The sequence below is a fragment of the Coraliomargarita parva genome (genome assembly GCF_027257905.1).
Taxonomy (GTDB): Bacteria; Verrucomicrobiota; Verrucomicrobiia; order Opitutales; family Coraliomargaritaceae; genus Coraliomargarita_A; species Coraliomargarita_A parva.
On record NZ_JAPZEI010000007.1, the window covers coordinates 129,222 to 155,211 of the forward strand.

At 57.6% G+C, this 25,990-nt stretch carries 22 protein-coding genes; 9 read left to right on the forward strand and 13 right to left on the reverse strand.

Annotated features, from left to right (window positions below; translation table 11 throughout):
• Positions 1 to 65 precede the first annotated feature (65 nt).
• From O2597_RS12095 to O2597_RS12140, 10 genes are all read right to left on the reverse strand, one after another.
• Positions 66 to 1,097 (reverse strand): purine-nucleoside phosphorylase, encoded by a 1,032-nt coding sequence (locus tag O2597_RS12095; protein ID WP_269525166.1) that lies wholly within the window; start codon positions 1,095 to 1,097, stop codon positions 66 to 68.
• An 80-nt stretch (positions 1,098 to 1,177) separates the two neighbouring features.
• Positions 1,178 to 2,197, reverse strand: coding sequence for a nucleoside hydrolase (locus tag O2597_RS12100; protein ID WP_269525168.1), 1,020 nt, complete (start codon positions 2,195 to 2,197; stop codon positions 1,178 to 1,180).
• A gap of 18 nt (positions 2,198 to 2,215) precedes the next feature.
• Positions 2,216 to 3,529: an NCS2 family permease gene (locus O2597_RS12105; RefSeq protein WP_269525170.1), complete on the reverse strand. Its 1,314-nt coding sequence runs from the start codon at positions 3,527 to 3,529 to the stop codon at positions 2,216 to 2,218.
• A gap of 4 nt (positions 3,530 to 3,533) precedes the next feature.
• Positions 3,534 to 4,463 carry an acetamidase/formamidase family protein gene (locus O2597_RS12110; RefSeq protein WP_269525172.1) on the reverse strand — a complete coding sequence of 310 codons (930 nt, stop codon included), beginning with the start codon at positions 4,461 to 4,463 and terminating at the stop codon, positions 3,534 to 3,536.
• A gap of 27 nt (positions 4,464 to 4,490) precedes the next feature.
• The gene (locus O2597_RS12115) at positions 4,491 to 5,840 is read right to left on the reverse strand and encodes a tetratricopeptide repeat protein (protein ID WP_269525174.1); all 1,350 of its coding nucleotides are present in this window, start codon (positions 5,838 to 5,840) and stop codon (positions 4,491 to 4,493) included.
• 2 nt (positions 5,841 to 5,842) lie between these two features.
• Positions 5,843 to 6,541 (reverse strand): energy transducer TonB, encoded by a 699-nt coding sequence (locus tag O2597_RS12120; RefSeq protein ID WP_269525176.1) that lies wholly within the window; start codon positions 6,539 to 6,541, stop codon positions 5,843 to 5,845.
• 6 nt (positions 6,542 to 6,547) lie between these two features.
• A complete protein-coding gene (locus O2597_RS12125) occupies positions 6,548 to 6,952 on the reverse strand; it encodes an ExbD/TolR family protein (RefSeq protein WP_269525178.1) in 405 nt (134 codons plus the stop codon).
• Positions 6,953 to 6,978: 26 nt separating this feature from the next.
• Positions 6,979 to 7,584, reverse strand: coding sequence for a MotA/TolQ/ExbB proton channel family protein (locus O2597_RS12130; protein ID WP_269525180.1), 606 nt, complete (start codon positions 7,582 to 7,584; stop codon positions 6,979 to 6,981).
• A 15-nt stretch (positions 7,585 to 7,599) separates the two neighbouring features.
• Positions 7,600 to 9,009 (reverse strand): MotA/TolQ/ExbB proton channel family protein, encoded by a 1,410-nt coding sequence (locus O2597_RS12135; RefSeq protein ID WP_269525182.1) that lies wholly within the window; start codon positions 9,007 to 9,009, stop codon positions 7,600 to 7,602.
• Positions 9,010 to 9,029: 20 nt separating this feature from the next.
• The gene (locus O2597_RS12140) at positions 9,030 to 9,782 is read right to left on the reverse strand and encodes a DUF3450 family protein (RefSeq protein ID WP_269525184.1); all 753 of its coding nucleotides are present in this window, start codon (positions 9,780 to 9,782) and stop codon (positions 9,030 to 9,032) included.
• 66 nt (positions 9,783 to 9,848) lie between these two features.
• On the opposite strand from O2597_RS12140, the gene O2597_RS12145 reads away from it, so the two are divergent.
• The 8 genes from O2597_RS12145 (at position 9,849) to O2597_RS12180 (ending at position 21,659) form a co-directional block, all read left to right on the forward strand.
• Complete coding sequence (locus O2597_RS12145; RefSeq protein WP_269525185.1) at positions 9,849 to 11,189, forward strand: amidohydrolase family protein; 1,341 nt, start codon at positions 9,849 to 9,851, stop codon at positions 11,187 to 11,189.
• A gap of 1 nt (position 11,190) precedes the next feature.
• Positions 11,191 to 12,168 (forward strand): XdhC family protein, encoded by a 978-nt coding sequence (locus O2597_RS12150; protein ID WP_269525187.1) that lies wholly within the window; start codon positions 11,191 to 11,193, stop codon positions 12,166 to 12,168.
• Complete coding sequence (locus O2597_RS12155; RefSeq protein WP_269525189.1) at positions 12,161 to 13,621, forward strand: FAD binding domain-containing protein; 1,461 nt, start codon at positions 12,161 to 12,163, stop codon at positions 13,619 to 13,621. Before O2597_RS12150 ends, O2597_RS12155 begins: the two co-directional genes overlap by 8 nt.
• Complete coding sequence (locus O2597_RS12160) at positions 13,608 to 15,917, forward strand: xanthine dehydrogenase molybdopterin binding subunit (protein ID WP_269525191.1); 2,310 nt, start codon at positions 13,608 to 13,610, stop codon at positions 15,915 to 15,917. Before O2597_RS12155 ends, O2597_RS12160 begins: the two co-directional genes overlap by 14 nt.
• Before the next feature lie 17 nt (positions 15,918 to 15,934).
• Entirely contained in the window at positions 15,935 to 17,161 is a 1,227-nt protein-coding gene (locus tag O2597_RS12165) for a urate hydroxylase PuuD (RefSeq protein ID WP_269525193.1), read from the forward strand.
• Between the two features lie 51 nt (positions 17,162 to 17,212).
• On the forward strand, positions 17,213 to 18,451 hold the full coding sequence (locus O2597_RS12170; RefSeq protein ID WP_269525195.1) for a pyridoxal-phosphate-dependent aminotransferase family protein: 1,239 nt from the start codon (positions 17,213 to 17,215) through the stop codon (positions 18,449 to 18,451).
• Between the two features lie 39 nt (positions 18,452 to 18,490).
• Positions 18,491 to 19,858 (forward strand): amidohydrolase family protein, encoded by a 1,368-nt coding sequence (locus O2597_RS12175; protein WP_269525197.1) that lies wholly within the window; start codon positions 18,491 to 18,493, stop codon positions 19,856 to 19,858.
• 181 nt (positions 19,859 to 20,039) lie between these two features.
• Positions 20,040 to 21,659 carry a cupin domain-containing protein gene (locus tag O2597_RS12180; protein WP_269525199.1) on the forward strand — a complete coding sequence of 540 codons (1,620 nt, stop codon included), beginning with the start codon at positions 20,040 to 20,042 and terminating at the stop codon, positions 21,657 to 21,659.
• A gap of 19 nt (positions 21,660 to 21,678) precedes the next feature.
• Here the strand turns inward: O2597_RS12180 and O2597_RS12185 are convergent, their stop codons facing one another.
• Positions 21,679 to 22,875 carry a multidrug effflux MFS transporter gene (locus O2597_RS12185; protein WP_269525201.1) on the reverse strand — a complete coding sequence of 399 codons (1,197 nt, stop codon included), beginning with the start codon at positions 22,873 to 22,875 and terminating at the stop codon, positions 21,679 to 21,681.
• A gap of 374 nt (positions 22,876 to 23,249) precedes the next feature.
• Here O2597_RS12185 and O2597_RS12190 point away from each other — a divergent pair, with 374 nt between their 5' ends.
• Complete coding sequence (locus tag O2597_RS12190) at positions 23,250 to 24,200, forward strand: ROK family protein (RefSeq protein ID WP_269525203.1); 951 nt, start codon at positions 23,250 to 23,252, stop codon at positions 24,198 to 24,200.
• A 270-nt stretch (positions 24,201 to 24,470) separates the two neighbouring features.
• On the opposite strand, the gene O2597_RS12195 is transcribed toward O2597_RS12190, so the two are convergent.
• Both O2597_RS12195 and O2597_RS12200 read right to left on the reverse strand, forming a co-directional pair.
• Positions 24,471 to 24,977, reverse strand: a complete 507-nt coding sequence (locus O2597_RS12195) for a hypothetical protein (RefSeq protein WP_269525205.1) — start codon at positions 24,975 to 24,977, stop codon at positions 24,471 to 24,473.
• Positions 24,978 to 25,083: 106 nt separating this feature from the next.
• Positions 25,084 to 25,983, reverse strand: a complete 900-nt coding sequence (locus O2597_RS12200) for a hypothetical protein (RefSeq protein WP_269525207.1) — start codon at positions 25,981 to 25,983, stop codon at positions 25,084 to 25,086.
• Positions 25,984 to 25,990 lie beyond the last annotated feature (7 nt).

Below are 25,990 nucleotides of genomic sequence, written 5' to 3' on the forward strand. Positions count from 1 at the left end.
ATGATTTACGAAGGCCGCCATGGCAAGCGGCCTTCGTTTAATTATTACTGCGGCTGTTTTCCTGCCTAGTTGCCGGGGATGGTGTCCGCATACTCGTCCCAGTCCTTGATCAGGGCGTCGGCGACCTCGGTGCTCAGGGCATGTGCCGCCTCCAGGGCAGGCACGCCGTTGGCGGGATATTTCGCAAACAGGCTCCAGACGACATCCTTGCCGATCGGCGGAGTCGAGAAGTTGCTGGCGGTACGAAGGACCAGCAGGCGCTCAAAGTCGACTTTGCCGGTCTTGGCGACACGCTGCAGCGCGGTGGCGGTTCCGGTGTCCTCCATGTTCGACATGACGAAGTTGCCTTCCCCGTTGGTATGGAGTTTGACCCAATCATTCGCCCAGTCGTTGAGGGCAAAGCCGTGCCAATAGGTGGAGGAGGCGAGGGAGTCGCCGATCATGACAAAGGGAGGCTTGGTGGCATTCGGATAGCCGGAGTAGATCTCGCTGAACTCGTTGATTTCCTCATTTTCCGGGAGCGGGTAATCCTTGGTCAATTCATAGGCCCAGTCGACGAGTCCTTCGTTCAGCTCGAACTTGATTGTCTCGACCTGCCAACCGTCGTCCAAAGTGTTCGGGCGCTTGGCCCCGAGGGCAATCATGCCGTAGGGCCATTCCTCCGGAATTTCACGAGAATCGATTTCCTTGGCGAGGTCGCCGTCGATGACCCACTTTGCCCAGGCGGCACTGCCGAGGGAACAATCTTCCGGGTCGGCACCGGCGATGCCGGCTACGATCCAGTACGCCTTGCTCAGGTCGAAACGGTCATCCAGGGCAAGTGCCGTCACCGAGGTGGCCGCATTCGTGATGCCGCCACCGGTGCACATGATCAGCAAACCGTCGTCGCGCAGGTAGTAGTCGCGCCAGCCGAGAGGCGCTTCGATTTTCTTCACCTCATTACGCTCGATCCAGAATTGGAACTCGCCGGGGATATCGCCGGTGTCCTCGCCGATTTCGAACATGCTGACAACAACCACCTTGATCGGAATCGCAGCCTGTAGGCCGGTAAGTGCAAAAAGACCAAAAAGAAGATAGGGTGTGATTTTTTTTAACATAAATGCGTCTTTTCCTAATTCACGTTAATTAACGTCCATTCACGGTTTAGAAAAATTGTGTTCCTTCAGTTGCGTCGGTCCTAGCCGTCACGGGTCAGGCGCGCAACGAGATCGCTCTCGAATGCAGCCATGTCGGTCCAGCCGACTGCGCAGTTGACCAGATGGCCCTTGGCCTCATCGATCCGGGTAAAGCCCTTGGCATCCACTCGGAGCGGGAGCTTCTTCATCTTCAACCAGCGCGTGCTGTAGGCGAGATGCACGGCGACCGTATCGTAGAGGATGGAGCTCTCGGTTTCGGGATTCATTTTTTCCTTCAACCATTTCACATCGCGGATCCAATGGTCGTAGTTGGCCATCAGGTCTTTGGCCAGCGGGTCCTTGCTTCGGCGTACCTTGCGGTAGAGATCGCCTTTCAGTACGACGTGCTGGCAGCTGTCGATCGGCGTGATGGTACAGTCCCAGTCCGCCTCAAAGACCGCCTGAAGCGCTTCGTGGGACTGCTGGACGTTCCATTCGGCTGAGATGGATTCCCCTGTTCCGGTATAGCCCTCGTAGATCGAACCGTACATACCGACAAAGCGGGCATTCTTCACGATGCCGGGATCCCGCTTGAGGGCCTCGCCGATATTCGGCATCGGCCCCACGCAGATCAGAGTTACGGGATCCGGCGAGCTGTGAATGGTCTGAATGATGGCATCCACCGCGTCCTGGTGCACCGTGCCGGGATAGTCTTCCAACTGGTAGTTGCCCAGCCATCCGGACTGGGCATCGGGCTTGTCGTCGCGCTTCATGCCGATCGCGACCGGAATGTGCGCGTAGCCGCCGTAGTCCAGCAGTTTCGCCATCAAGCGTGCCCGGAAGATGGTGTTGTCCGAATCCGAAGCCAGAAGCTTGATGTCGACCTCGGGGGAGCGAAGCAACATGTGCAAGGCCCATGTGTCATCGATATCGCCTCCGATGTCGGAATCGTAGATGACGGGAATGGGCTTCCGCTGCAAGCTGCCTTGAATCGGCGGGCTCTTCTGTCCGGATTGACAAGCTGCAAGTGCGGCACTCCCGATGCCGGCCAGTGTCCCGCTGATGAAAGATCGACGATGCATGACGGACGCGGCGAGGCTTTATCCGATCGCGTAGAATGCGACAAAGATCGCACCGATGACGAATGTCATCGAGTTGACTTCCTTGATCCGGCCGGTTGCCAGACGCATGAAGAGGAAGAGGATCATGCCGATGGCCAAGCCGTGCGTGATGCTGAAAAAGAGGGGAATCGCGATTGCAGTGAAGATCGCGGTCAAGGTCTCCGTATAGTCGTCATAGGGGATGTCGCGAAGGCTTTGTCCCATAAGCAGGCCGACAAAGATTAATGCGGGGGCCGTTGCAATCGCCGGTACGGCGACGATCAAGGGGTGGAAGAAGAGTGAGAGCAGGAAGAGCGTCCCGACCACGATGGAGGTGAGTCCGGTTCGGCCGCCCGCTTCAATGCCGGCGGCAGATTCGACAAAGGAGGTCGTGGTGGAGGTGCCGAGAACGGCGCCTCCGATGGTGGCCATCGCGTCGGCGGTCAGTGCTTTGTCCATCTTGGGCAGCTTGCCGTCTTCATCCACCAGCTTGGCGCGGCGTGAGACGCCGATGATCGTTCCCAGGGAGTCAAAGAGGTCGAGGATGAGGAGTACGAAGAGCACCTTGAAAGAAGCGGGGTGCTGAAAGGGGTACAGCCATTCGAGCTGGGCAAAGGTCTTGCCGAGTCCGCTGGGCATGTCGACCACGCCTTCCGGTGCGCTTGTTAATTTGGCACCGTCCGGACCAGCGACAAAGAAGCCGAGGATCGCCAGTGCCACCATGCTCAGAAGGATGGCACCGGGGATCTTCTTTGCGGAAAGGACGCACATGAGGAAAAGGCCGGCGAACGCTAGCAGGATGTGCGGGGCGGTGATGTCGCCGTGAGTGATAATGGTGGCCGGGCTGGATTCGACAATGCCTGCGGCCTTCAAGCCCAGGAGTGCAATAAAGAATCCGATGCCCGCCTGGATGCCGACTTGGAGGCCGGCAGGAATGGCTTCGGCCAGACGCTTTCGAAAGCCTGTAATTGAAAGAATGAGGAAGATGATCCCGTTCCAGAAGGTCAGACTCAAGGCAGCCTGCCAGGTCATTCCCATGCCCAGCACGATGATGAACGCAAAGTAGGCGTTCGTGCCCATTCCCGGTGCCAGGGCGATCGGGTAGTTCGTCATGAAGGCCATGAGAAAGCAGCCGAGTGCGGCGGCCAGTCCGGTCGCCATGATGACTGCTTGCGTGTCCATTCCGGCGTTGCCCAGAATGAGGGGATTCACCACCAGGATGTAGGCCATGGCGGCAAAGGTGGTCACCCCCGCCATGATTTCACGTCCCATGGTGGTGCCATGGGCTTCGAACTGGAAGAATTTGCTGAGCATGATCTTAACTGTTGAAAATCGCTTCCGGCAAGTAACCGGTCACGGTGTAGTGGGGCACATTGACGACTTGGCTGAATTTAAGGTCCAGGACGGCCGAGCAGACGAGAAAGGCCTGCTCCGCACTCAGTCCGGGGCGCTTCATCAGGTAATCGATTGCGCGGCGGACGGCACCGCGTGCACACTCCATGATGTCCGGGCCGCTGGAGATGAAACCGTGATAAGTACTGCCGGCGTAGGCGGCCGGTTGTAGCTCGGGCGTAGTCACCAGATAAGGTTCCTGGACGGAAACGTCTTTGGACAGGCTGATCTTCAGCCGTACATCCATCGGGGCCTCCAAGCCGTTGATGGAAACCTCGCCATCGCCTTGAGCGGCATGCGCGTCCCCGGCACAGAGCAGGGCTCCGTCCACCAGAACAGGCAAATAGAGCGTACTCCCGGCGGTCAGGTGCTTCACATCCATATTGCCCCCGAAGGGACCGGGAGGCCGTGTCCGGAAGACCCCGGGTTCGGCGCGCTGGACGCCGATGATGCCACAGAATGGATGCAGGGCGAGTGTGATGCCGGGCATGCTCTTGGTGACATCGCCTACGAGTTCCCAATGATGGAGGTAGAAGTCATCAAAGTCCCCGGGAAGAAAGCACTTTTCCGGATTGATGCTCTGCCAGGCCCAGCCCTTGTGGATGTAGTCAAGGATCTCGATCTTCAGGGTGTCGCCCGGTTTCGCGCCTTTGATGGCAACCGGTCCGGTCAGGGCATGAATGAGATCGAAATTGATTTGCTTGAACGCATCGACCTCCATGCCGGGCTTGACCTGCCCGTCGCTCGAATCCTCCATCTCGATAAGGATGGTGTCGCCACTCTCCATTTCGAGACGAGGTTCGATCGAGTTATCCCATGCATTATAGGTGACTGATTTATCTAGGGTATGCTCCATCTATCTATTCAAAGCAGTCCGCGGCCATTAGTTAATAAACTTTTGCAGCGTATTGATGTACTGGGCGATGAAAGGTTGGTCGTTGATGACCTGCGCTTCCTTGAGGCGGTAGATCGCCTCTTGGTACTTGTTTTGTTTGACCAAGACACGGGCACTGCCCAGCAGCGCTTCCATTTTGGCTTCTTTCACCTTTTCCGCGCGGCTGTAGTAATCCAGCGACTTGACCAGTTCGTTCTCGCCGTAGTAGTAGCTGCCCAGAGTCAGCAGGGCGCTGCCGTTGAGCGGGTCTTTGGCAACCACCTGTCCCAGCAGGGTCATTGCGGTTTCCTTCTGGTTCATGGCCAGGGCGTTGCCGGCCTTGAGAGTGAGCAAGGTCAGTTCGCTGGACTGGCTGAGTTGGCCGCTGTAGGCCTTGTCCAGCATTTCCAGGAAAGTCTTGAGTTCTGTCGCGGGTAGGACACGGCTTAGCACTTTCGCTAGGTCGAGCGCGTTTTCAGCCTTCACCTTGCCGGTTCCGATGGCCTTCTCGTAAGGCTCCAGCGCGAGGGAAGGGGCCTGCATGTTGACATAGATATCACCCAGCAGCACGAGCATTTCACTGTCGGCCGCACCCAGCATCTTGACTACCTCGAAGTTGGCAGCTGCCTCGGCATACTTGCGCTGTGCAATGAAGGCGTTGGCCTGCTGGAGCCAGAATTCGGGCTCGTCCGGCTTTTCCTTGATGTAGCGATAGATGATGGCTTCGACTTCGTCGTAACGGCGGAGGCTTTGCAGGGCCTTGAGCTGGCCGAGGCGCCAGTCGCGGCTTTCGGGCTGATAGACGAGGGCGAAACGGTAGGCGTCCAAGGCCGGGCCGTAGCGTTCCAGATTCAGGTGGCAGAATCCGATCAAGCCGAACATGCCGCCGTCACCGCCGAGGATCTCGAGGGACTTGGTCAGGTTCGGCAGGGCTTCCTTGTAGTTGCCTTGTTGAATGTAGGCCAGACCCAGATTCTTGTAGGCGCGGCCGAAGTTCGGGAACTTGCGGATCGCGTTCTTGTAGGACGCAATGGCGGATCCCTGGTTGTTTTGCTGCAGCAGGAAGTTGGCGAGCGCGAAGTCCATGGCTCCGCTGGACTCCGACGTCAGCGCATTGCGGATCAGGCTGATGGCGGCCGATGTGTTACTGGCGGCGACATTGGCGACCTGTTGGAAGACCGCAGCCTCCTCCTTGGTGACACTCGGAGTCTTCTCTGTATCAAATCCATAGCTGCCCATGAAGCGTTTGACGAAGTCCGGGTTGGACCAGGTGTTCTCAGACAGCGGGTAGACCTGTGCGGTCAGCGTTGAACCGACTAATGCGAGGGAAGCGGCGATAATTCGGCTTGTTTTTTTCATGATCAATTAAAGGTAAGTGGTTGTTCGACGCGGACTTTAACGGCCCGTCCGTCTTTTTTAGGTGGTGTAAATTTCCAATTGACGATCGCTTTGCGGACTTCTTCCTCGAGTTCCTTGTGGCTTGTTTCCGAGAAGCCGAGGACACGGGACACATTGCCGTTTTCGTCCACAATAAAGGTGACCCGGGTGAACCCCTTTACGCGGTCGCGACGCATGTCGTAAGGCTTCTCCGGCTTTTGGAAACTGATGACGCGCGGCTTTTCATCCAGCTCGCTCATTTCGAAGAGCTCCTTCATTTCCGCCATTGCGTCGGGGCGGGTATTGAAGCCTCCGAAACCGAAAGCGCCAGCCATGGCATCGCCGATACCCGGGTCCAAAGCCAAATCCAACTGCGAGAGCGACAGTTGTGGCGGCGGAGGCGGCGGCGGAGGCGGCGGGGGTGGTTCGTCCACTTGCTCGTCCTCCTGCTCCGGCGGTTCCGGCGGCGGGGGCGGCGGCGGTGGCGCGATGTCCACGGAGACCGTCAAGCTGTCCTTCCTCCCGGCCGAATTGAGCAGCTGGGTGAAGGGGATCAACATGAAGATGCCTAAAGTCAGCACGAGCGAGCCCAAGGATACCGTAACAATGCCTTGATTGATACTCGGTAGCTTGAAGTCGATAACAACGCTGCTGGCGTCGTGTTCTTTGCCTGTTTTAGCCACTGTGTTTTAATTTTCCGTGGAAATGTTTACCGAGGGAGCCCCGCCGATCTTTGCTTCATCAATCACGCGGACCAGAAGACTGGTCGGAACCGTCTTGTCGGCCTGAATGATGACCGGCATGTCGTCCTTCTGGTTCAGCCGCTTGACGATGGCCCGTACGCCGGCCGCTCCGATTTCGCGACCGCCATAGACCACCTTGCCGGTATCCGTGATAGCGATGAGAACACTGTTCTTTTCCAGATCGACTGCGGACGAAGCCTGCGGCTTGGTCACTTCAACACCGGTTTCTTCGACGAAGACCGTCGTCACGATGAAGAAGATGAGCAGGATGAACACCACGTCGATCAGCGGTGAAATATTGATCTCTTCATTTCCGTCGGAAGAGGAGCCTCTTTTCTTACCTAAAGCCATAATGAGGAATGTTGTTTAAATCGTTTCTATTGAATGCCCCGTTTTTCGAAGACCTTGATGGTCTGAGCTTCGAGGTGTGCGAGGAACCCCTGAAGGCCGCGTCGCTGTGATCGGGCCAGGGTGAGGAAAAACATCGCCGGAATCGCCAGCATCAGCCCGGTCTGGGTGGTGATGAGGGCTTCCGAGATACCACCGGCTACCAGGTCGAGCGAGTTGCCACCATAACTGACCGACAGGCCGAGGAAGGTGGACAGCATCCCGATCACCGTTCCCAGCAGACCGAGAAGCGGAGCGGCGGTGACAATCGTGGCGCCGAACTTCAGCTGGCGGTCCAGTGGTTGTATGATACGGCGGCGCAAGAGGTGGAAACGCATGTGCATTTCTTCCCGCGAGCCGACATCACGCTGTGTATAGCGAATCATATCGCCGATTAGGCCGCTGCTGTCCTCAGGTTTTTCCACCCAGTGTTCCCATTGGTTAACGTCCTGGCGCAAGTCCCGGAGGCGCATCAGGTAGTAGAGCATCTGGAGGACGGAGGCATAGATGATGAATGCCAGTATCGCCAGAGCTACCATCAGCGGCCCCCCGGAAATCCAGGTGCCAAAGACATGCTCGTTGAGTGAGTCCCACATGATCGGAGCCTCGCTTTACTTCTTCTCGGCACGGAGGATGCCGTTCAAAAGCGTCATTGCATCGCCTTCGAACTCGTCCTCGATGGACTTTGCCTTGCGTTGCAGGAACGCATGCAGCACGAGGGAGGGGATGGCCACGATCAGACCGAACTCGGTCGTAATCAAGGCTTCGGAAATACCGCCACCAAGCGCTTTCGGGTCACCCGAACCGAAGATCGTGAGCAGCTTGAAGGTGGTGATAATACCGGTCACGGTACCGAGCAGTCCCAGTAGGGGAGCAGTTGCGGCTGTGATCCAGATGACGGAAAGGAGACGTTCGAGCTTGGGTTGTAGCTTCATCAGCACTTCTTCCATGGATTGCTCGATCAGGTCGCGTCCATGGCCGATGTTCTTCACGCCGGCCTCCAGCAAATCCTTGGCGGCTCCGGAGAGTCCTCTGGTCTCGCTGAGGGCTTGCTCCTTGTTGCCTTCCTGGATGGCAGTCAGGATGGTGACCAGCTTGTCTTTCGGTACGCGACTGATGGCTTGCAGCTCGAATAGTTTGATGACTGCGATAATGAGGGAGATGATCGCGATCGCGATGATCGGGTAGATCCAGAATCCACCCTTTTGAATGTGTTCCACCAGGCTTTCCTTGGTGGTTTCCATGGCCAGGGCCTTACCCAGGGTCGGGTCGAGCGGTACCGGCCCGCTTCCGGCGAGTACGGCTTCCGATAGGCCTTTGGATGTGTCGGTGAGGCTGACCAGTGTCGGTTCCCCGGAATCACCCTGCAGGGTAATGCCGGCATCCGAGCCGTCCGATGAACTGAAGAAGGCGACCGGGCCGTAGAGCAGGAACTTGCCCTTGGCGTAGGTGCCGTCGGCCAGCACCGCACTGCCGTCGAAACTGTAGCCGCCGATGATTGTATTCAAACGGTCGATACCAATGTCAACCCCGTCAAGCAGGGTCTTGATCGCCCCGACGGCTTCTTCCGGATTTTCAATGGGAGCGTCGGCACTGTTGAGCACTTCAAGCAGTTGTGCCTCGTAGAGTTGGCGTTCCGAGGCATCCGCACTCGCGGTCTGGTTGTTGACGAACTCGACCAGCAGGTTCTTGGCGTAGTCGATTTCGTCGCGGCGGGCCTTGATCTCGTTCTCAAGCGCGCTGAGATTCAAGTCGCGGGTGTCGCGAAGGCGCTCCAGCCGTTTCAGGTCGGCGTTCAACTCTTCAACCTCCGCTTCGAGGCTGTTTAACTTGGTGGCAAGCGGGATCTTTTCCTTGGCGATGCTTTCCTGCAGGGAGGCCAACTCGCTCAATGCGCTGTCCAGCTTCTTGTCCGTATCCGTTTCAACGGTGCTGAAGCTCTGTGCGCTCATTGCAATCGGTGCAAGCACCAAGGCACTGGTAGCCAAAAGTCGTCGTATGATTTTATTCTGCGCGGTCATGGAATCGTATAATTTGGTCGTTAAAGGGTCTGTACGGGGAGGGTGACGAAGCTGGCTTCGCGTGCACCTTCATAGGTGTCGATCAGGTCGACGACGCTTCCGGCGATGGCCTTGTCTTCTTCCCACTTCCAACCGCCTTCGGCCGGAATGCCTATTCCGGTATAAGCGCCGTTGTCGCTGGCAAAGAAGGCGCCCGCCAATCCGAAGTAGATGGTCTTTACCTCCATGCTGGTCTCGCCGAGATTGCGGATTTCGGAAGTAATGGTGATGCCGGTGTTAAACTTGTCGACCTTGTTGAGAATGCCGACGACGGTCAGCAGGCGCTGGGAGACGGGTAGGCTGCTCTTTTTGCCGGCTTCAGGCAGGCGGCGGATGAGGGGGTCGAGTTCCTCGATCAGCGGCTTCGGCAGTTTTGCCAGCAGGTCGCGCGCTTTCGCCTCGAGTTCCGGAATGACGGACTCCAGTGTTTCGTTGGCAGCCAGCAGGCTTTCCTTGTCGGCGTTGAGGTCGGTGCGCAGCTTGTCAGTCGCGTCTGCCGAGGTGTCGAGCTTTTCGATACTTTCCTCGAGCTTCGTCTTCTCATTTTCGAGGACTTTGACCAGATCGGTGATGATTTCCTTTTCCGCCAGCCAGTTGGCTTCGGTTTCCGAAATCGTCTTTTTAGTCTCAACCCAGGAGATCAATTTATCTTGCGTATCACGGATTTCAGCCTGCGAAGCCGAAACGATCGCAAGTCCTGCGAATACACTGTAGCATGTTTTCTTGAATGACATGGCACGCATTCAGCTTTTTCTATGCCACCGATTTCAACTTTTTTATATTTTTAATTTTCACTACCCATGCAGCTCTCTCTTTCCGGCCGGAAATACGATTTCCTACGCGGCTCTTGTTTACGTACTATTAGTGATATACATGCCGATTTTTTTCCCGACGCTTTGGTAATAACTGAGGCCGAAGGACTTTGGCGTGGGCGCATTTATGAAATCGGCGATACCTCTGAACTGGCAGCCCGCTACAATTTGGATCTCGGGGCGCTCCCCCGTTTTGAGGGCCTCTTGCTGCCTGCTTTTCATGATACCCATTTTCACTGGGTGCAGGATGATGTGCGTGAAATGCCCAAGGCTTCACTGATCGAGTGGCTGCAAAAATACACCTTCCCGGCGGAGTCCCGCTTTGCCGATCCGGACTATGCGAAAGCAAAGGCGGAACAGTTCTGGTCCCGTATTCTCGGCGTCGGCACCATCGGTGGCTTGTGCTACAGTTCGGTGCACGATGTGGCGCTTGACGCCGCCCTGGCTTGTGCCCCGGAGGATTTCAGGGTGGGCAATGTGCTCATGACGATGAACACGCCGGACTTTCTCATCCAGACGAAGGCGGAGGCGATTCGTTCGGTGTCGGAGGCGGCGGCCCGCTATGGTGCCAGGTATGTGTCGAGTCCCCGTTTTGCGCCGACCACGCATCCCGAGGTCATGCAGGCGGCCGCGGAGGCGGCGGTCCGGCACGGTTGCTTCCAGCAGACGCATCTTTGTGAGACCCCGCAGGAAATTGAATGGGTGCTTGGTATCTATCGTGGTCTGCCGGGTTACGAGGATGTGCGCTCCTATACCGAAATTTACCACCGGGTGGGGATGCTTGGCCCCCGTTCTGTCTTTGGGCATTGCCTGCACATGACGGATGCCGAGTGGGAGCTGATGGCTGCGAGCGGCAGTTGTATTGCCAGTTGTCCCACTTCCAATGCGCCGATCGAGGATCTGGGGCTGGGTTCCGGCCTGTTCGATTTCCGGGAGGCGGAGCGGCGTGGTGTGCCCTGGTCGCTGGCGTCGGATATCGGAGGCGGCCCTTATCTATCCATGTTTGATGTCATGCATTCCTTTGTGGCGCAGAACCAGCGTGCGGGTGTTTCGGAGGCGACTTATATCAAGGCGCTGCACCGCAGTACGCGCAAAGGAGCCGAACTTATGGGGCTGCCGGCGGACCGGGGTTGGTTGTGCGTCGGTGCCTATCTGGATGCGATACGAGTGCCGGTGCGCCCGGAGTTGCTGGCGACCGGCGACCCCGAAGCGATTCTTGCCGGAATCAACGGTGGCTTTGATTCCCGGGAAGAAACGGATAACTTTGTCTTGGAGACCTACATCAAAGGGGCCTCGTGCTTCAGGCGCGATTCGGTTCGGGAGGTGTGATATGACAGATCGTGAATTTTGGAAGATAGCCCTGCAGGAGCTGGAGGCGGGGCGACGGCTGTATGCCTGTTTCGTGGGCGCCAACAAGAAAGGTTCTCCCGGGACGACTGCTGCACGCATGTTGCTGCTTCTATCAGGGCGGCAGGTGGGTACCATCGGAGGCGGTATTATGGAGAAGCGTGTCCTGGAGGAGGCGAAGGAGTTGCTTGCATCCAATATCTCGCTTTTGCCTCAATGCCGCCGGTTGAGTCATCGCGCCCAGGCGGAGGAGGAGGTATCTGGCCTCATTTGTGGCGGGGAGCAGACGAATATCTACATGCTGCTCGAACCCGATGTGCATCTGGATGTGGTGCGCTCGGTTTTGCATGCGATTGAAACGGACTCGCATGGATTTCTTATAATTAATGGTAATTCTATTTCGTTTAATATTTCGAAGGAGCGGCCTAAAAAAACAGTCGAATTAAAATTAAATGGAAATATTTGGGAGTTATACATTTCGATTTATAATCCACGGCGGCTTGCCATTTTCGGAGGGGGGCATTGCGGGGTCGTTCTGGCCCGTTTGATGCATGATCTGGGATATCACGTCAGCTTGATCGAGCCTAGGGAAGATGTCTTTACCTTGGAAGGTTTGCCCGGGGAAGTCGTCTGCCTGCATGCCGGATTTTATGAGGCGGCGTCGCTGATCCGCTATCCGGAGGACACGCTGGCCGTGGTGATGACCTATTCAATGCTGACGGATGTGGAAGCGCTCGCCGGAGTCTTGAGCACGACATTTGCCTGGTCCGGGGTGATGGGCAGTAAGCCGAAATTGGCGGCCATCCGGAAGGCTTTGAAAGAGCGTGGTTTTTCGGTTGAATTGATCGAATCGATCCACGCTCCGATCGGATTGGACATGAATAGCGACACCCCCATGGAGATCGCCGTGAGTATTGCGGCGCAGATTTTGCTAGAGCGTGAAAACAAAAATCATGGTTAATATAAATAGGGAAATCAGTTTCATCCTGAATGATCAGGAAATGCATGTGACTGTACCCGCCGGCTTGCTTGCATTGGATTATTTGCGACAGGAAGCCGGGTTGACGGGGACGAAGGAAGGATGCAAGGAGGGCGATTGTGGCGCATGTTCGGTCATAGTCGGCGAGCTCGATGGGAGCGGGGGGATACGGTACCGGCCCATGACTTCCTGCCTGCTTCCCATGGGGGAACTCTCGGGAAAGCATCTCGTCACGATTGAGGGACTGAGCCGAGACGGTTTGACTCCGGTGCAGGCGGCGATGGTCGACTGCGGCGGCACCCAATGCGGTTATTGCACGCCTGGTTTTGTGGTGGCGATGACTGCGGGCTTGATGACACCAAAGCTGCCTTTGAATGAAGAAGGCTTCCTTTATGCGATCTCCGGAAATCTCTGCCGTTGCACCGGTTATCGCTCGATCAAGGAGGCCGGTGCCAATGTCATGAAGGAATTGTCGGCCAAACTGGCAGGCAAGGAGCGTCTTGCCGCGCTGGTCGAGGCCAAGGCGCTACCGGAATACTTTACCGGCATCCCGACCCGTTTGGCGGCATTGGCCGCTGACACGGTGGTTGCAGAGCCCGAGACGCCGGAGCCGAATGGGGCCCGCTTTGTGATCGCAGGCGGAACCGACTTGTATGTGCAGCGGGGGGAATTGATTCCCGAGGCTGCGGTTTCACTGCTGAATCCGGTCAAGCCGGTTGAGTCCGCGGCCATCCTTGATGGCAAGGTTCATGTCGATGCCCGGATGACCTTTGAGGCATTTGCTGAGGATCCGGTCATCCAGAGCTACGTACCGGACGCGGAAGCGTACAACAAGTTGATCGCCAGCTGGCCGATGCGTACTCGTGCCACGCTGGGTGGGAATATTTGCAATGCCTCGCCCATTGCTGACATGACCTGTCTGTTGCTGGCTTTGGAAAGTGAACTGACGCTGGTCGATGGCCGGGGAAACAGTCGCCCGATGCCATTGAGTGATTTCTTTCTCGACTACAAGAAGCTCAACAAGAAGGAGGACGAATTGGTCGAGCGTATCGCTTTCCCCACTTATGGAGAAAATACCCGGGTGAGCTGGGAAAAAGTGTCCAAGCGCGCCTGGCTCGATATTGCGACCGTCAATTCGGCCGCCAAGATCACGGTCGAGGAGGGCCGGATCCTGAGTGCGCACCTTGCCTTGGGAGGGGTGGCCGCGACGCCGCTTTACCTGACGAATGCCAGTGCATTTCTCGAAGGCAAGCCCCTGGAGGAAGTCACGGTCAAAGGCATGTTAGAGGTCGCGATGGGAGAATTCAATCCGATCAGCGACGTACGGGGAAGCGGGGAGTACAAACGCCTGTTGGCGCGCCAGCTCCTGGCGGTGCACTTTACCCAGCTGTTTCCTGAAGAAATCGGAGAGGAGGTGCTGTATGCGACATTGTGATAGCCCGCTTCACGTAACCGGCCGTTCCCTGTATGTCGACGATGTCCCGGCGCCTGCGGGCATGCTGCACGCTGCGGTCTTCGGCTCGCCGGTGGCGCACGGAAAAATACGCTCACTCGATTGTTCGAAAGCGAAAGCGGTCCCCGGTGTGGTCGCAACATACACCTGGGAAGACATTCCCGGAGACCCGGTGATCGGTGCCGTCCTAAAAGACGAGTACCTTTTGGCCCGGGAGGAAGTGCGCTTTCAGGGGCAGCCCATTGTTTTGGTTGTCGCGGAGAGCGTCGAGACGGCCCGCAAGGCGGCCAAGCTGTGCGAAGTCACACTGGAGGAACTGCCGGTCATCACCTGTCCGCGGGAGGCCTTTGAGAAAGGCGAGCTGCTGCAGGAGACCCGTGTCTTCGAAAAAGGCGATGTCAGTGCCGTATGGGATGCCTGCACGACCGTGGTCGAGGGGCAAATCGACCTTGCGGGGCAGGAACATCTTTACCTTGAGACAAACCGTGCCCGGGCCATTCCCCGGGAGGATGGCCAGGTGTCGGTGTATTCGTCGACGCAGAGTCCCTCCGCGACCCAGAAACATATCGCCGGTGTACTTGGTGTCCCGATGCACAAGGTCGAGGTCGATGTGAAGCGGCTCGGCGGGGGTTTTGGGGGCAAGGAGGACCAGGCAACGCATTGGGCCTGTATGGCCGCCGTGGCGGCGATGCGCCTGCAGCGTCCGGTCCAACTCGTCCTGAACCGCGTGGATGACATGCGCATGACGGGCAAGCGTCACCCCTACAAGCAGGATTTCAAGATCGGGCTGGATGATGCGGGCAAGATTCTCGCCTACGAAGTCAGCCACTTCCAGAACTCGGGTGCCTACATGGACCTTTCGGCTCCGGTTCTGGAGCGCACGGTCCTGCATTCCTCCAACGCCTACGCCATTCCGAATATCCGTATCCGGGCGGCGGCCTGCCGGACCAATCTTCCGCCGAATACGGCATACCGGGGGTTCGGCGGACCACAGGGCATGTTCCCTCTGGAAGTGGCCATCGAAAAAGCGGCGCATGCCATGGGTGTATCTCCAGACTGGATACAAGCCCGCAACCTGATCCAGGACGGCTATGTCTTTCATTACGGCCAGGAAGTCGAGGCCTGCAACCAGCAGCGTACCTGGGACGAAGCGATGGAGCTCTTCGATGTCGAGGGTACCCGCTCCCGGATCGACGCGTTCAATGCGGAAAACCGTCTGGTGAAGAAAGGCTTCGCCCTGATGCCTGTCTGCTTCGGGATCAGCTTTACCAAGACCTTCCTCAACCAGGGAAGCAGCCTGGTCCATGTCTACACGGACGGTTCGGTGAGCGTGACGACCGGCGGGATCGAAATGGGGCAGGGGATCAGTTCGAACATGATCGCGATCACGAGCCGGACATTCGGGATCTCGCCGGACCGGGTGAAAAGCAACAGCACGAACACCACGCGCATTGCCAATATTTCGCCCAGTGCCGCCAGCGCCACGAGCGACCTGAACGGGAATGCGACCTTGATCGCCTGTAAGGAGATCCTCGACGGCATGAAGCGGGTGGCCGCCGAAAAGCTCGACTGTGCGCCGGAGTCGGTGTCGATCCGCGAGGGGATTGTCCACGTGGGCGGTCAGCCGACCGAAAAGACCTGGGAGCAGTTGGTGCTCGATACCTATTTTTCACGGGTGCAGCTCATGGCGCACGGCTTCTACACGCCGCCGGACCTTCATTTCGATCCGGTGAAGGGCTTCGGGAAGCCCTTCCATTACTACACCTATGGGACCTGCATGATCGAGGCGACCGTTGATTGCGTGCGGGGAACCTACAAGCTCGATGCCTCCCGCATCGTCCATGACCTGGGTCGTACGATCATACCGACGGTGGACCGCGGCCAGATTGAAGGCGGTCTTGCCCAAGGCATCGGTTGGGTGACGCTTGAGGAACTCGCCTATAACGGGCAGGGGCGCCTGACCTCCCATGCCTTGTCCACCTACAAGGCGCCCGACGCCGAGTTCATGCCGGACGACATGCAGCTGAAACTTCTGGAGAACGTGGAAAATCCGGGCGGGCCACTCGGCAGTAAAGCCGTGGGCGAACCCCCCTTTATGTACGGGATTGCGGCGTTTTTTGCTATTAGGAAAGCTGTCGATGCGTTTAAGCCGCTGCATAAATATGAAAAAGAAGTCAGATCTCCGATGACACCGGAACGGGTTTTGCTATCGCTGTACCCGGACTTCGCCAGTGCGCCGGTATCTTCGGATCCGCCGCAGACCGGCCAAACTGTTTAATCGAAGTTCGATTATCAATGAGTCCTGAATTAATCGAATTCTTCAACGTCGTCCTGCGTTTTACCCATGTCGTTGCCGCGATCATGTGGATTGGTAATTCGCTGCTCTTCACCTGGATGGAGATCAACTTCATCAAGGATCCAAACAAGAACGCTAAAGGTGCGCTCGGGCATATGAACATGCTGCACGCCGGCGGGGTCTATTTCCTTGAAAAGCGGGTCATCGACCCGACGGATATACCTGCCAAGTTGCACGTCTTCAAATGGCAGTCCTATACCACTTGGTTGAGTGGACTGGTACTCCTGATCCTTACCTTCTACACCCGGTCGGGATCGCTGCTGCTGGATCCGGCCAAGACCGATATGCCGGGCTGGCAGGCATCAGTTATCAGCTTGCTCTCGCTGATCGGTTTTTGGTTCGTCTATGACGGTGTCTGGCGCAGCCCGCTGAAAAAGAAGCCGCTTTATGCGGTTGCCACGCTGGTGGTTATCTTTCTCGCCTATGCGCTTTGGATCAACGGGATCTTCAACGGCCGCTTTGTTTACCTGCAACTGGGGGCGATGATCGCGACAACCATGAGTGCGAATGTGCGCACCGTGATCATACCGAACCAGAAGAAGATCATGGCCAACCTGTTGGAAGGGAAGCCGCACGATCTCGAAATCGGGCACCAGGCAAAGATGCGGTCCCTGACCAATCACTATGTAACCTTCCCGGTGATCTTCCTGATGCTGAGCGCCCACTTCCCCATGCTGTACGGAAGCGAGCACAACATCCTGCTCATGATGATCATCTGCAGCTGTCTGGTGATCATCAAGTACATGATGAACATCTATAACGAGTTCAGCGAATGGCTGCACGTTTCCATCGCGACCTTCGTGCTCGGGGTTTTTGCCGTCATTGTCGTGCTGTCTCTGCCGGGCAGCGGTTCCGCCAACGGAACGATGCCGGCCTTGAGCGAAGATGCCATCAAGGGCAAAGCCCTGTTCTCCTCGAAGGGCTGCTCGGCCTGCCACCTGCCGACGCCGACCACCATTGCTCCGACCCTGACGGGGCTCTACGGGCATGAGGTGGAGCTGCAGGACGGTAGCAAGGTCACAGCCGATGAAGACTATATCCGGGAGTCGATCCTCAATCCCGGCGGGAAAATTGTTCGTGGTTTTGGCCCGACCATGCCCGGTCTGGCGACCATCCTCAGCGATGATGATGTCGACGAGCTTGTCGAGTATGTGAAAAGCCTGTAAGCTGCGGAATACCAGATCAGAGATTACCCACCCAATCAACTAACCAACACAATGAGTGTGCCTCAATTGCTGAAACAAATCAATCCGCCCCCCCGTCTCATGATGGGGCCGGGCCCCGTCAACGCGGACCCGCGGGTTCAACGTGCCATGAGTGCCGATCTCCTCGGCCAGTATGATCCGGCCATGACCGGATATATGAACGAGGTGATGGCGCTCTACCGCGAGGTCTTCGTGACGAAGAACCACTGGACCTTCCTGATCGACGGAACCAGCCGTTCAGCAATTGAGGCCTCCCTGGTTTCCCTGGTGGAGCCGGGCGACAAGGTGCTCGTCCCGGTCTTCGGGCGCTTCGGCCATCTGCTCACGGAAATTGCGCAACGATGTGGCGCGGAGGTGATCGCGGTGCATAAGGAGTGGGGCGAGGTCTTTAGTCCGGAGGAGATCAAAGCCGCTTTGGAGGCGCATCGTCCCAAGGTGCTGGCGATCTGTCAGGGCGATACTTCGACGACAATGAATCAGCCGCTGGCCGAGATCGGTCAGCTCGCCCATGCGTATGACTGCCTGACTTATGTGGATGCCACGGCATCCATCGGTGGCAACGAGCTGTTGATGGACGACTGGGAAATCGATGTCTGCACGGCCGGCTTGCAGAAGTGCCTGGGCGGTCCTTCCGGTTCCGCTCCGATTACGATCAGTGATCGTGCCGCCGCCTTGATCAAGGATCGCTGGCATGTGGAGAAGGGGATCGAACCTGCCAGCTTTGTCCCGGGGAAAGCCAGCCGCATTCAGTCCAACTATTTCGATTTGGCCATGGTCATGGCCTACTGGAGTCCGCAGCGGCTGAACCACCACACGGAAGCCACCAGTATGCTGTATGGCGCCCGTGAATGCGCCCGCTGCATTGTGGAAGAAGGGCTCGATCATGTTCTTTCCCGCCACGCCACTGCAGGCAATGCGATGGTCGCTGGACTTCAGGCGATGGGGCTGAAACTCTTCGGCGACCTGTCCACCAAAATGAGCAATGTGGTTGGTGTCTACATCCCCGACGCGGTGGAGGGCGAAGCCATTCGCAGCGACATGCTGGAGCATTTCGGTGTGGAAATCGGCACCTCCTTCGGACCGCTTCACGGAAAAATCTGGCGGATCGGTACCATGGGCTTCAATGCCCGCAAAGACGCGGTCCTTCGCACCCTGGCATCCTTGTCGTCCGTACTCCGGATGCACGGCATGAAACTGCCGGAAGAAGATGCGGCGCTGGCCGCGCTCGAAGTCTTCCAAGGCGCATCATAGAACGAACCCCCGACGCGAGAGCGCTTCCCCTGTCAGCACATGCAAAACGCTTCCCTTCTCATACACAATCTCGACTATCTAGTGACGATGGATGCCGACCGGCGCATCCTGCAGGATGCCTGGGTCTGGATCGAAGATGGTGACATCAAAGCCCTCGGTGAGGGGAAATTGCCGGAGGCTATTCCGGAGGACCTTTCCCGTCTGGACGGCAAGGGCAAGATCGGCACTCCCGGTCTGGTCAATTGTCACCACCACTTCTACCAGAACATGGCCCGGGCTTATACGCCGGGCAATAATCTGCCGCTGCTGCCATGGCTGGCTGCGATGAATAAGCTTTGGCAGCCATTCAGGGAGGACGATCTCGCACTCTGTACGGAGTTGGGCTTGGTCGAACTGATGCTCAGCGGGGCCACTACGGTGGCGGATCACCACTACGTCTTCCCGGATGGCGCGGTCAACATGATCGACGCGCAATTCGAGGCCGCGTCCAGGATGGGCGTGCGATTCCATGCCAGTCGCGGTTCGATGAATGTGAAGTCCGACCTGATCTCGGACTGGGCGCTGCAGGAGGAAGCGGAGATCCTGGACGATACGGTGCGTCTGATCGAAACGCACCACGATGCGGGGCACGGGAGTTGGCGGCAGATTATCGTGGCACCCTGCGCGGCGACCTCCTGCTCGGAAAGCCTGCTCAAGGCCAGCGCCGAGCTGGCCAAGAAATACAAGGTCGGCTTGCACACCCACTGCGGTGAAACGGTTCCGGAAAATGAATTTTCAATGGAGAAGTTCGGTCGCCGTCCCTTGGCCTACCTGCTTGACTGCGGGTGGGACTATGACCGGACCTGGCTGGCGCATGGTATTCATTTCGAGGATACGGAATTGGATCAGTTGCAGTCGATTGGGATCGGCGTGGCGCACTGCCCGAATGCGAACATGCGCCTGGGCTCCGGCATTTGCCGTGTGCCGGAATTCATCGAGCGGGGGATCAAGGTCGGCATTGCGGTGGACGGAAGTGCATCGAACGACTCCGGGCATATCCTTGGAGAGCTTCGTCAGGCGCTCTATCTGGCTCGGGTTCGCTACGGGGCCGAAGCGATGTCGGTGCTGGACGCATTGGAAGTCGGGACATGGCGTGCCGCGGAGATGATGGGGCGCAATGACATCGGACGCATCGCGACCGGCCTATGCGGAGACTTGGCGCTCTTCCCTGTGGAGGACCTCTACGCGAACGGTTGTGAGAATCCGGTGGATGCCTTGTTGATCTGCCATCCGCGTCAGGTCAGCGATCTCGTTGTCGGCGGCAATGTCCGCGTCTGCGACGGCGAGGTCATCGGGCTGGACCTGGAAGAACTCATGGCACGTCACCAGGACCGGGCCGACGTGATTCATGCCGGTGTTGCCTATTAAGGCGGCATGCTTGTCCGGCAACTTGCGGAAGAGCTGCGTCAGTCCTTGGCTACGACGCCTTCCGGCGAGCAAACTGCGACTCCAGGCCGTGAATCGTTACCTGTAGCTCTCTTGAAAACGCCAAGGTAAGACAGCAGGGTTTGACCTTTCCCAGATCGCCTCCCAAGCTGGCCGGACTACCATGACTACTCACTCTGACTTTGTCCGTGAGGGAGCCTGCATTCTGAGGAATCTCTACTCCGATGAAGAACTCTCTACCATCCGTTCCATTCTTGATTCGCATCCCCCGGGCAGCCCCATCCTTTGGAGCAAGGAACTGGCCGCATGCTCCCGCAATATCCTGAACTTCGCCACGCATCCACGTCTTGTTCGGCAGCTGGAGGTTTTGTTGGGGCCCAACATCCTGCTCTGGGGGGCTTGTCATTTGGAGCGGATCCCCGGACAGGTGCATCCCTGGCATACGGATATCGAGTCCTCGCGTCCGGAGGGTGGTTTCGTAACGGTCTGGATTGGGTTGGAGGGGACGAATCAAGCATCCGCGCTTAAGCTTGTGCCGGGGTCGCACCGCTACGGGAAGTGCTTGCAAGAGAGGATCCAGGCGCACGCATCCACACGTGACGGGGTGAGTGACGCCGATGTTGAAGCATGGGCCAAGTTGTCAGACCCGGATGCATCCGGTCTGAAGCAACCTGACATCGGGAACGGCGATGCGATCTTCTTTGACGGCCGCCTCTGGCATGGTTCCGCAAATACCAACGCGGATGTGACCCGCCGGGCTTTTCTTTTCCAGTATTGTGCCGCGGATGTTCCGGTACGGATACCGGATTACCGGCAGTTGTCATGGCCCTTTGAATTTTTGGATCAACCGTGGCCTCCCTGTATCCGTGTAAAAGGGGAGGCGGATTCCGGCACCAACCGGATCGCGGAACTGCCCCCGCAACTCGGGCCGGACTTGTCTTTGGTTCCGACATCGGTGCATCCGATCCACCTTGATTCCGTGCCGGAGACCGGCGAGCGGATGGTGCAGCAGCATTGCTTCAGTGGCAAAAGCCCGAACTTGCAACGCATCGGTGCGCACGCTTCGAGTCTGGCGCCCGGGGAATGTCCGCATGCGCCTCACTCGCATGTCGATGAGGAGGTCCTGCTGGTCTTGCGGGGATCCGCCGAACTTCGCTATGAAGACCGGCAGACCGGCGAGATTTACTCGGACCCCGCAAGTGCGGGAGACTTTGTCTATTATCCCGCCTTTCACCGGCATACCATTTTCAATGCCGGGACCGATGCACTGGTCTACCTGATGTTCAAGTGGGTGGCACCTTCCTCCGGTAAGTCGCGCAAGGCGCTGGCCCTGCAGCGCTTCCATACGTCGCATATCGATGTTCCCGAGCCATCCAAGCGCGGCTTTGCCAATGCCGAATGCCTGACCGGCTCCACCCATCATCTGAAGCGTTTCCATGCGCACATGAGTGAAGTTCAACCGGGCGGAGGCTATGCGGCGCATGTGGACACACATGATGTCGCCATTATTGTCTTGGAGGGCGCTGTGACCATTCTGGGGCAAAAGGTGCCAGCGGGCGCCTTTGCCTGGTGTGCTGCCGGCGAACCCCACGATCTGGCCAATCCGGATACGGAAGCGGCGCGCTATCTCGTTCTCGAATTTCACGGTCTGAAGTCCGCAGGGGAGACTGCCGTCTACAGGAAGCCCAAGCGCCGGAAAAAGAAGTCCGTCTTCAAAAAACGCTCCGCGGGCCGCGTCCTTGAGAATCTGAAGCGGCTCTTTACCCCGCGGTCCGAGTCCTAAGCCAGGCAGATTTCAACGGCTAGGCCGGTGTCGGAGCAGCCTCGACTGATCTGCGCGACTGGAGGAGAAAATAGGTCGTGACCACGCTGCAGACAGTCATGCAAGCCACGATACTGCCCATCGTTTGGGGCAGCAGGGTCGACAGGCCGCTGAGGATTCCGGAAATGCCGAATTGTGCGGCTCCGAGAAGGGCCGCCCCGGTTCCGCTGCTTTCCGGGAAGTACTCGAGGAAGCAGGCTTGGATATTCGGACTGATCGCGCCCATCGAACCGACGGTGAGCATCATGGCGGGTACCACGCTGTAGAGCTGCCAGTGGAAGCATGTGGCGATCAGGAGCACGACCACGCCGACGATTTGTGTGAAGGTGGCAAACTGCAGGATCTGATGGGAATCGAAATAGGAAAGCAGTACCTGGTTGAGCAGGTTGAAGCCCAGCATTGCGGCAATATTGACCGCAAACAAGAGCGAGAAAGCGGTTTCCGACTGCGCGAAATGCTCCTGGTAGATGAAAGATGCATTCGCGATAAAGAGCATCAGAATGGAGAATGCGAGACCTTGCCAGAGGATGTAGGGGCGTGCGGCCCGGACCGAGAGGACGTCACGGTAGCGCTTGAGGATACCGGTGCTCAGGGGCTTCCGGACCGCGGTTGGGATGTCCTTAAAAATGACATAGTAGCAGACCGGGATGAGCAGGAGTGCATACCCCGCCATGAAAATAAAGATACTGCGCCAGCTCCCCATCGCCAGGAATGCGCTCCCCACGCTGGGGGCGACACCCGGGGCGAGGATAATGATAAAGCCCAGCATGGCGAAGAGTCGTGCGGCTTCCTTTCCGGAAACGCGATCCCGAACCAGAGCCGGTACCGATACGATCACCCAACCGGCGCCGAAGGCTTGGAATACCCGGCAGAGCAAGAGCATCGGCAGGTTTTGGGCGGAGGCGATCAATGTACTCGCAATCGAATAGATGATGAGACCGCAGACCAGGACTTGCCTGCGGCCGAAACGGTCGGAGAGGGCGCCTCCAATCAGCTGGCTGAAGGCGATGGAGAAGATGTAAAAGGAGATACTTAGCGAGATCGACTGGAGTTCCACGCCGAGATCCCCCGCGATGGATGGAAAGGCCGGCAGATAGGTATCGATCGAGAAAGGACCGATCATCATGGTGCAGGCCATCGCCAGAGTGAGGATGAATGGTGTGGTTTGTTTTGACATGTAAGTTTTCAGCATAGGACCGCTATTGTGGATCGAGTCAACCTGTGCGGTGCGGATTCTGCAGTACTTCAACTGCCGCCCTCGTGAGTGGCGAGTGCGGACATCCTATAGCATGCCGCTTGCCTTTTTGACATGTCCCCGGTCGCCGGAAGGGGGGACCGAATCGCCTAGATGGTATGCAAATCCGGTCTTTTAGCGTTCCTTTTAGCTACAAGTTGCGTGTGATTGCGCTTGAACGTATTGAGATCCAACGCTCTATGTTCGGCTACAAGCCATCCGGCTCTGCAGTATTCGACCAGAAACAGGCACCGCGCTTTGGTTTCTGCGAATTTGGTGGGCCGGCGATTCCAAATACACAAACAGAACCAGAATTAATGAAACTTACGATCGGCACCGATATCGGCGGCACCAATACCTGTTCGGGGGTGGTGGACGCCGAAGGGAATGTCCTGAAGAAGGCTGCTTTCAAGACGGCAGACTACGACACGGCGGAAGCCTATGCAGATGCTTTGGCTGGTTCGGTTCAGGAGCTTATGGCTAGTTTTGAGGGGAAGTCTGTCGAATGGGCCGGCTTGGGTATCGGTGCACCAAACGGCAATCAGCGTTCGGGCACGATCGAACATGCGCCCAACCTCAAGTTTGATGGCATTGTGCCTCTCGCCCAGATGGTGCGGGACCGTTTGGATCTACCGAAAGTGGAGCTGACGAATGACGCGAATGCGGCTGCCGTCGGCGAGAAGCTTTACGGCGCAGCCAAGGACTATGATGATTTCATCATGGTGACTCTGGGGACCGGTCTGGGCAGCGGGGTTTATGTGAATGGCAAGTTGGTCTGCGGTGATAGCGGATTTGCCGGTGAGTTGGGCCACATGAGCGTGATCCCCGACGGACGTTATTGCGGTTTCGGCCGCCGTGGCAGTCTGGAGAATTATTGTTCGGCCACCGGCATTCGACGTACCTATTTCGAGATGCTGGCCCAGCGGGGCGGTCCGACCGCGTTGGATCACCTGAAGGTGGGAGAGATCAATTCGAAGCATGTGGCCGATGCCGCCAATGTCGGTGACCCGATTTGTACCGCGACGATGCATTTCACCGGGCGTCTGCTGGGCGAAGCACTGGCTTCGGCTGCCTTGCTGACGGCTCCGGCTGCTTTCTTCCTCTTTGGTGGTCCGGTTCAGGCCGGCGGTATCTTGCTGGATACCACCCATGAATTTTTTGAGAAGCACCTCATTCCGACCTATCGGGGGAAGATCAAGTTGATCGTCTCGGCTTTGCCCCCGGGGGATGCCGCGCTCCTGGGTGCGGCGGCACTCGTCGCCGAATAGGTCTTATACCTCTTCTCATAATTCTTGCGCATATGGCAGAGGGCGAACTCATTGCTGGCAAGGCGGGTGCCTCCAGTTGGGTCGAGACCCTGCTGGCGGCGACCAACGCCGCCAGCGATGAGCTCGCCCCTGTCCCTGCGGGATGCGCTGATATGCTTCTCCCGCGGCGTTAGCCGGACAGTCATGCACCTAGGTGCATTCCTGACCGGCCGCCTTGCGAGGTGAAGCAAATCAGCTGCACCATATACTCAATAATTATGAGAAGAGGTATTAGCTGTCTTTGCCTCCGAAGAGCTGGTCCCAGACCTGATCGATTTGGGATGGCTCGGGTAGGCTTTGCCGGTCCTGCAGGTATTGGCAGTAGGCCGCATCCGCATCGCACAATCGGTTGAGCGGAAAGCTCGCGGTCAAGCCGTCTTCCCTGCGGATCGATACCTGACTGTCGATGACTGAAAGAATGGTGGCGCGCAATTGCCGGCCTTTGCGGTCGGTCAGGGTTTGGATTGGAAGGGAGTCGCGTTCTGCGTAGTCGGTGGCTTCCGGTGCTGCCGCTTCGCCGATTGCCTCGGTGGACGGCTTGGTCTCGGAACCGAGTTCAACCGGTTGATAGAACTCCTCTGCGATGGTGGGACTTTCCGGTTCTGGCTCCGTTTCGATCGAAGTCGGTTCGGGGGGCGTGGGCCTTGTGTAGGCGCGGCTGGCTTGGGCCCGACCGATTTGATAGCCACCAAAGGCGGCACAAAGGGAGCAGATTAGGACGGCTACAATTAATTTCATGCGAAAAGTGAAGGGATCAGTCTGTCTGGTGCCAATTCCTCTGATGTGCAAATTCTTGCGTCAAGCCCCTGTTTATTCGTGGAGTGTATTTTAGGCCGCAGGACGTTCAGCGATTGGAAGCCTTTGATTTTTCGATGATGTCGAGCTTTATCAGTTCCTGGCTGATGTCATGCCAGAGTTTCTCCCGGCCTTCCGCCGGGCTGGAGGGAATGCGTGGGTTGTCGTCCAAATAGTGCCCCCAGAGTGCGAGATAGCGCTGCCTGTAGTCGTCGTAATTCCAGCGCCCCTTGAATCCCATGCGCTGGATCAGGTCTTCTAGCAGCAGACGTCGTATCGTCTGGTCCTGCTCGCGAAGGATTGTATAGTACTCATCCTCGAAGGTTTCGAAGGCGGCAGCGTCGCGCAGGGCTTTGACTTCCTGTTGCCGCTGGACGCGTTGCCGCACTTCCTGAATTGGAATCTGCCCGGAGGCACGGTGGGCCCGCAATACGGCGAGGTCGTCCAGCGCCCGCTGGCCGAAGCGTGCGCGGTATATCAAGGGAATCTGGGTGCCAAGAAAGGGCCTCGCATAGAAAAGGGCCTCGTCCCCGCTCTGCAGCTTGCCAATCAGGGAATCGATCGCTTCGGGTTGGGCCAGAAAGACGTCCCCGGCTTCATTTTCGACGTAGGTCCAGACCAGTGGATCTGGATCCGGGATAAAGAGGGCGGTGGAGAGTGGCAATGTGCCCTTGAACGCCTCAAGCACATCAATGCTGATTTCCTTTGCCTGCGGCCAGATGACCGGTTCGAGGGAGAGTTGCCGGCTGTCGATGGCCGTTACGTGCACGCCCATGGCTCCGGGCTTGAAGTCGCGTTCAGGGACGGTCTTCGTCACTTTGCCGTAGAAAACGAGGGTCGAGGTCTCGTAGACGCGAACCAGGTCCCAGTCTTCGGCCTCGATCGGTTCGGCTTTGATGGAACAGAGACTTAGAAAGCAAAGGGCTCCCTGGGTAAAGAGATGACGCATTCAGGCA

Bases quoted from the DNA above. Each gene is read 5' to 3' on its own strand.
- O2597_RS12095 (WP_269525166.1), bottom strand. From the start codon at position 1,097: ATGTTAAAAAAAATCACACCCTATCTTCTTTTTGGTCTTTTTGCACTT.
- O2597_RS12100 (WP_269525168.1), bottom strand. From the start codon at position 2,197: ATGCATCGTCGATCTTTCATCAGCGGGACACTGGCCGGCATCGGGAGT.
- O2597_RS12105 (WP_269525170.1), bottom strand. From the start codon at position 3,529: ATGCTCAGCAAATTCTTCCAGTTCGAAGCCCATGGCACCACCATGGGA.
- O2597_RS12110 (WP_269525172.1), bottom strand. From the start codon at position 4,463: ATGGAGCATACCCTAGATAAATCAGTCACCTATAATGCATGGGATAAC.
- O2597_RS12115 (WP_269525174.1), bottom strand. From the start codon at position 5,840: ATGAAAAAAACAAGCCGAATTATCGCCGCTTCCCTCGCATTAGTCGGT.
- O2597_RS12125 (WP_269525178.1), bottom strand. From the start codon at position 6,952: ATGGCTTTAGGTAAGAAAAGAGGCTCCTCTTCCGACGGAAATGAAGAG.
- O2597_RS12130 (WP_269525180.1), bottom strand. From the start codon at position 7,584: ATGTGGGACTCACTCAACGAGCATGTCTTTGGCACCTGGATTTCCGGG.
- O2597_RS12135 (WP_269525182.1), bottom strand. From the start codon at position 9,009: ATGACCGCGCAGAATAAAATCATACGACGACTTTTGGCTACCAGTGCC.
- O2597_RS12140 (WP_269525184.1), bottom strand. From the start codon at position 9,782: ATGTCATTCAAGAAAACATGCTACAGTGTATTCGCAGGACTTGCGATC.
- O2597_RS12145 (WP_269525185.1), top strand. From the start codon at position 9,849: ATGCAGCTCTCTCTTTCCGGCCGGAAATACGATTTCCTACGCGGCTCT.
- O2597_RS12150 (WP_269525187.1), top strand. From the start codon at position 11,191: ATGACAGATCGTGAATTTTGGAAGATAGCCCTGCAGGAGCTGGAGGCG.
- O2597_RS12155 (WP_269525189.1), top strand. From the start codon at position 12,161: ATGGTTAATATAAATAGGGAAATCAGTTTCATCCTGAATGATCAGGAA.
- O2597_RS12160 (WP_269525191.1), top strand. From the start codon at position 13,608: ATGCGACATTGTGATAGCCCGCTTCACGTAACCGGCCGTTCCCTGTAT.
- O2597_RS12165 (WP_269525193.1), top strand. From the start codon at position 15,935: ATGAGTCCTGAATTAATCGAATTCTTCAACGTCGTCCTGCGTTTTACC.
- O2597_RS12170 (WP_269525195.1), top strand. From the start codon at position 17,213: ATGAGTGTGCCTCAATTGCTGAAACAAATCAATCCGCCCCCCCGTCTC.
- O2597_RS12175 (WP_269525197.1), top strand. From the start codon at position 18,491: ATGCAAAACGCTTCCCTTCTCATACACAATCTCGACTATCTAGTGACG.
- O2597_RS12180 (WP_269525199.1), top strand. From the start codon at position 20,040: ATGACTACTCACTCTGACTTTGTCCGTGAGGGAGCCTGCATTCTGAGG.
- O2597_RS12185 (WP_269525201.1), bottom strand. From the start codon at position 22,875: ATGTCAAAACAAACCACACCATTCATCCTCACTCTGGCGATGGCCTGC.
- O2597_RS12190 (WP_269525203.1), top strand. From the start codon at position 23,250: ATGAAACTTACGATCGGCACCGATATCGGCGGCACCAATACCTGTTCG.
- O2597_RS12195 (WP_269525205.1), bottom strand. From the start codon at position 24,977: ATGAAATTAATTGTAGCCGTCCTAATCTGCTCCCTTTGTGCCGCCTTT.
- O2597_RS12200 (WP_269525207.1), bottom strand. From the start codon at position 25,983: ATGCGTCATCTCTTTACCCAGGGAGCCCTTTGCTTTCTAAGTCTCTGT.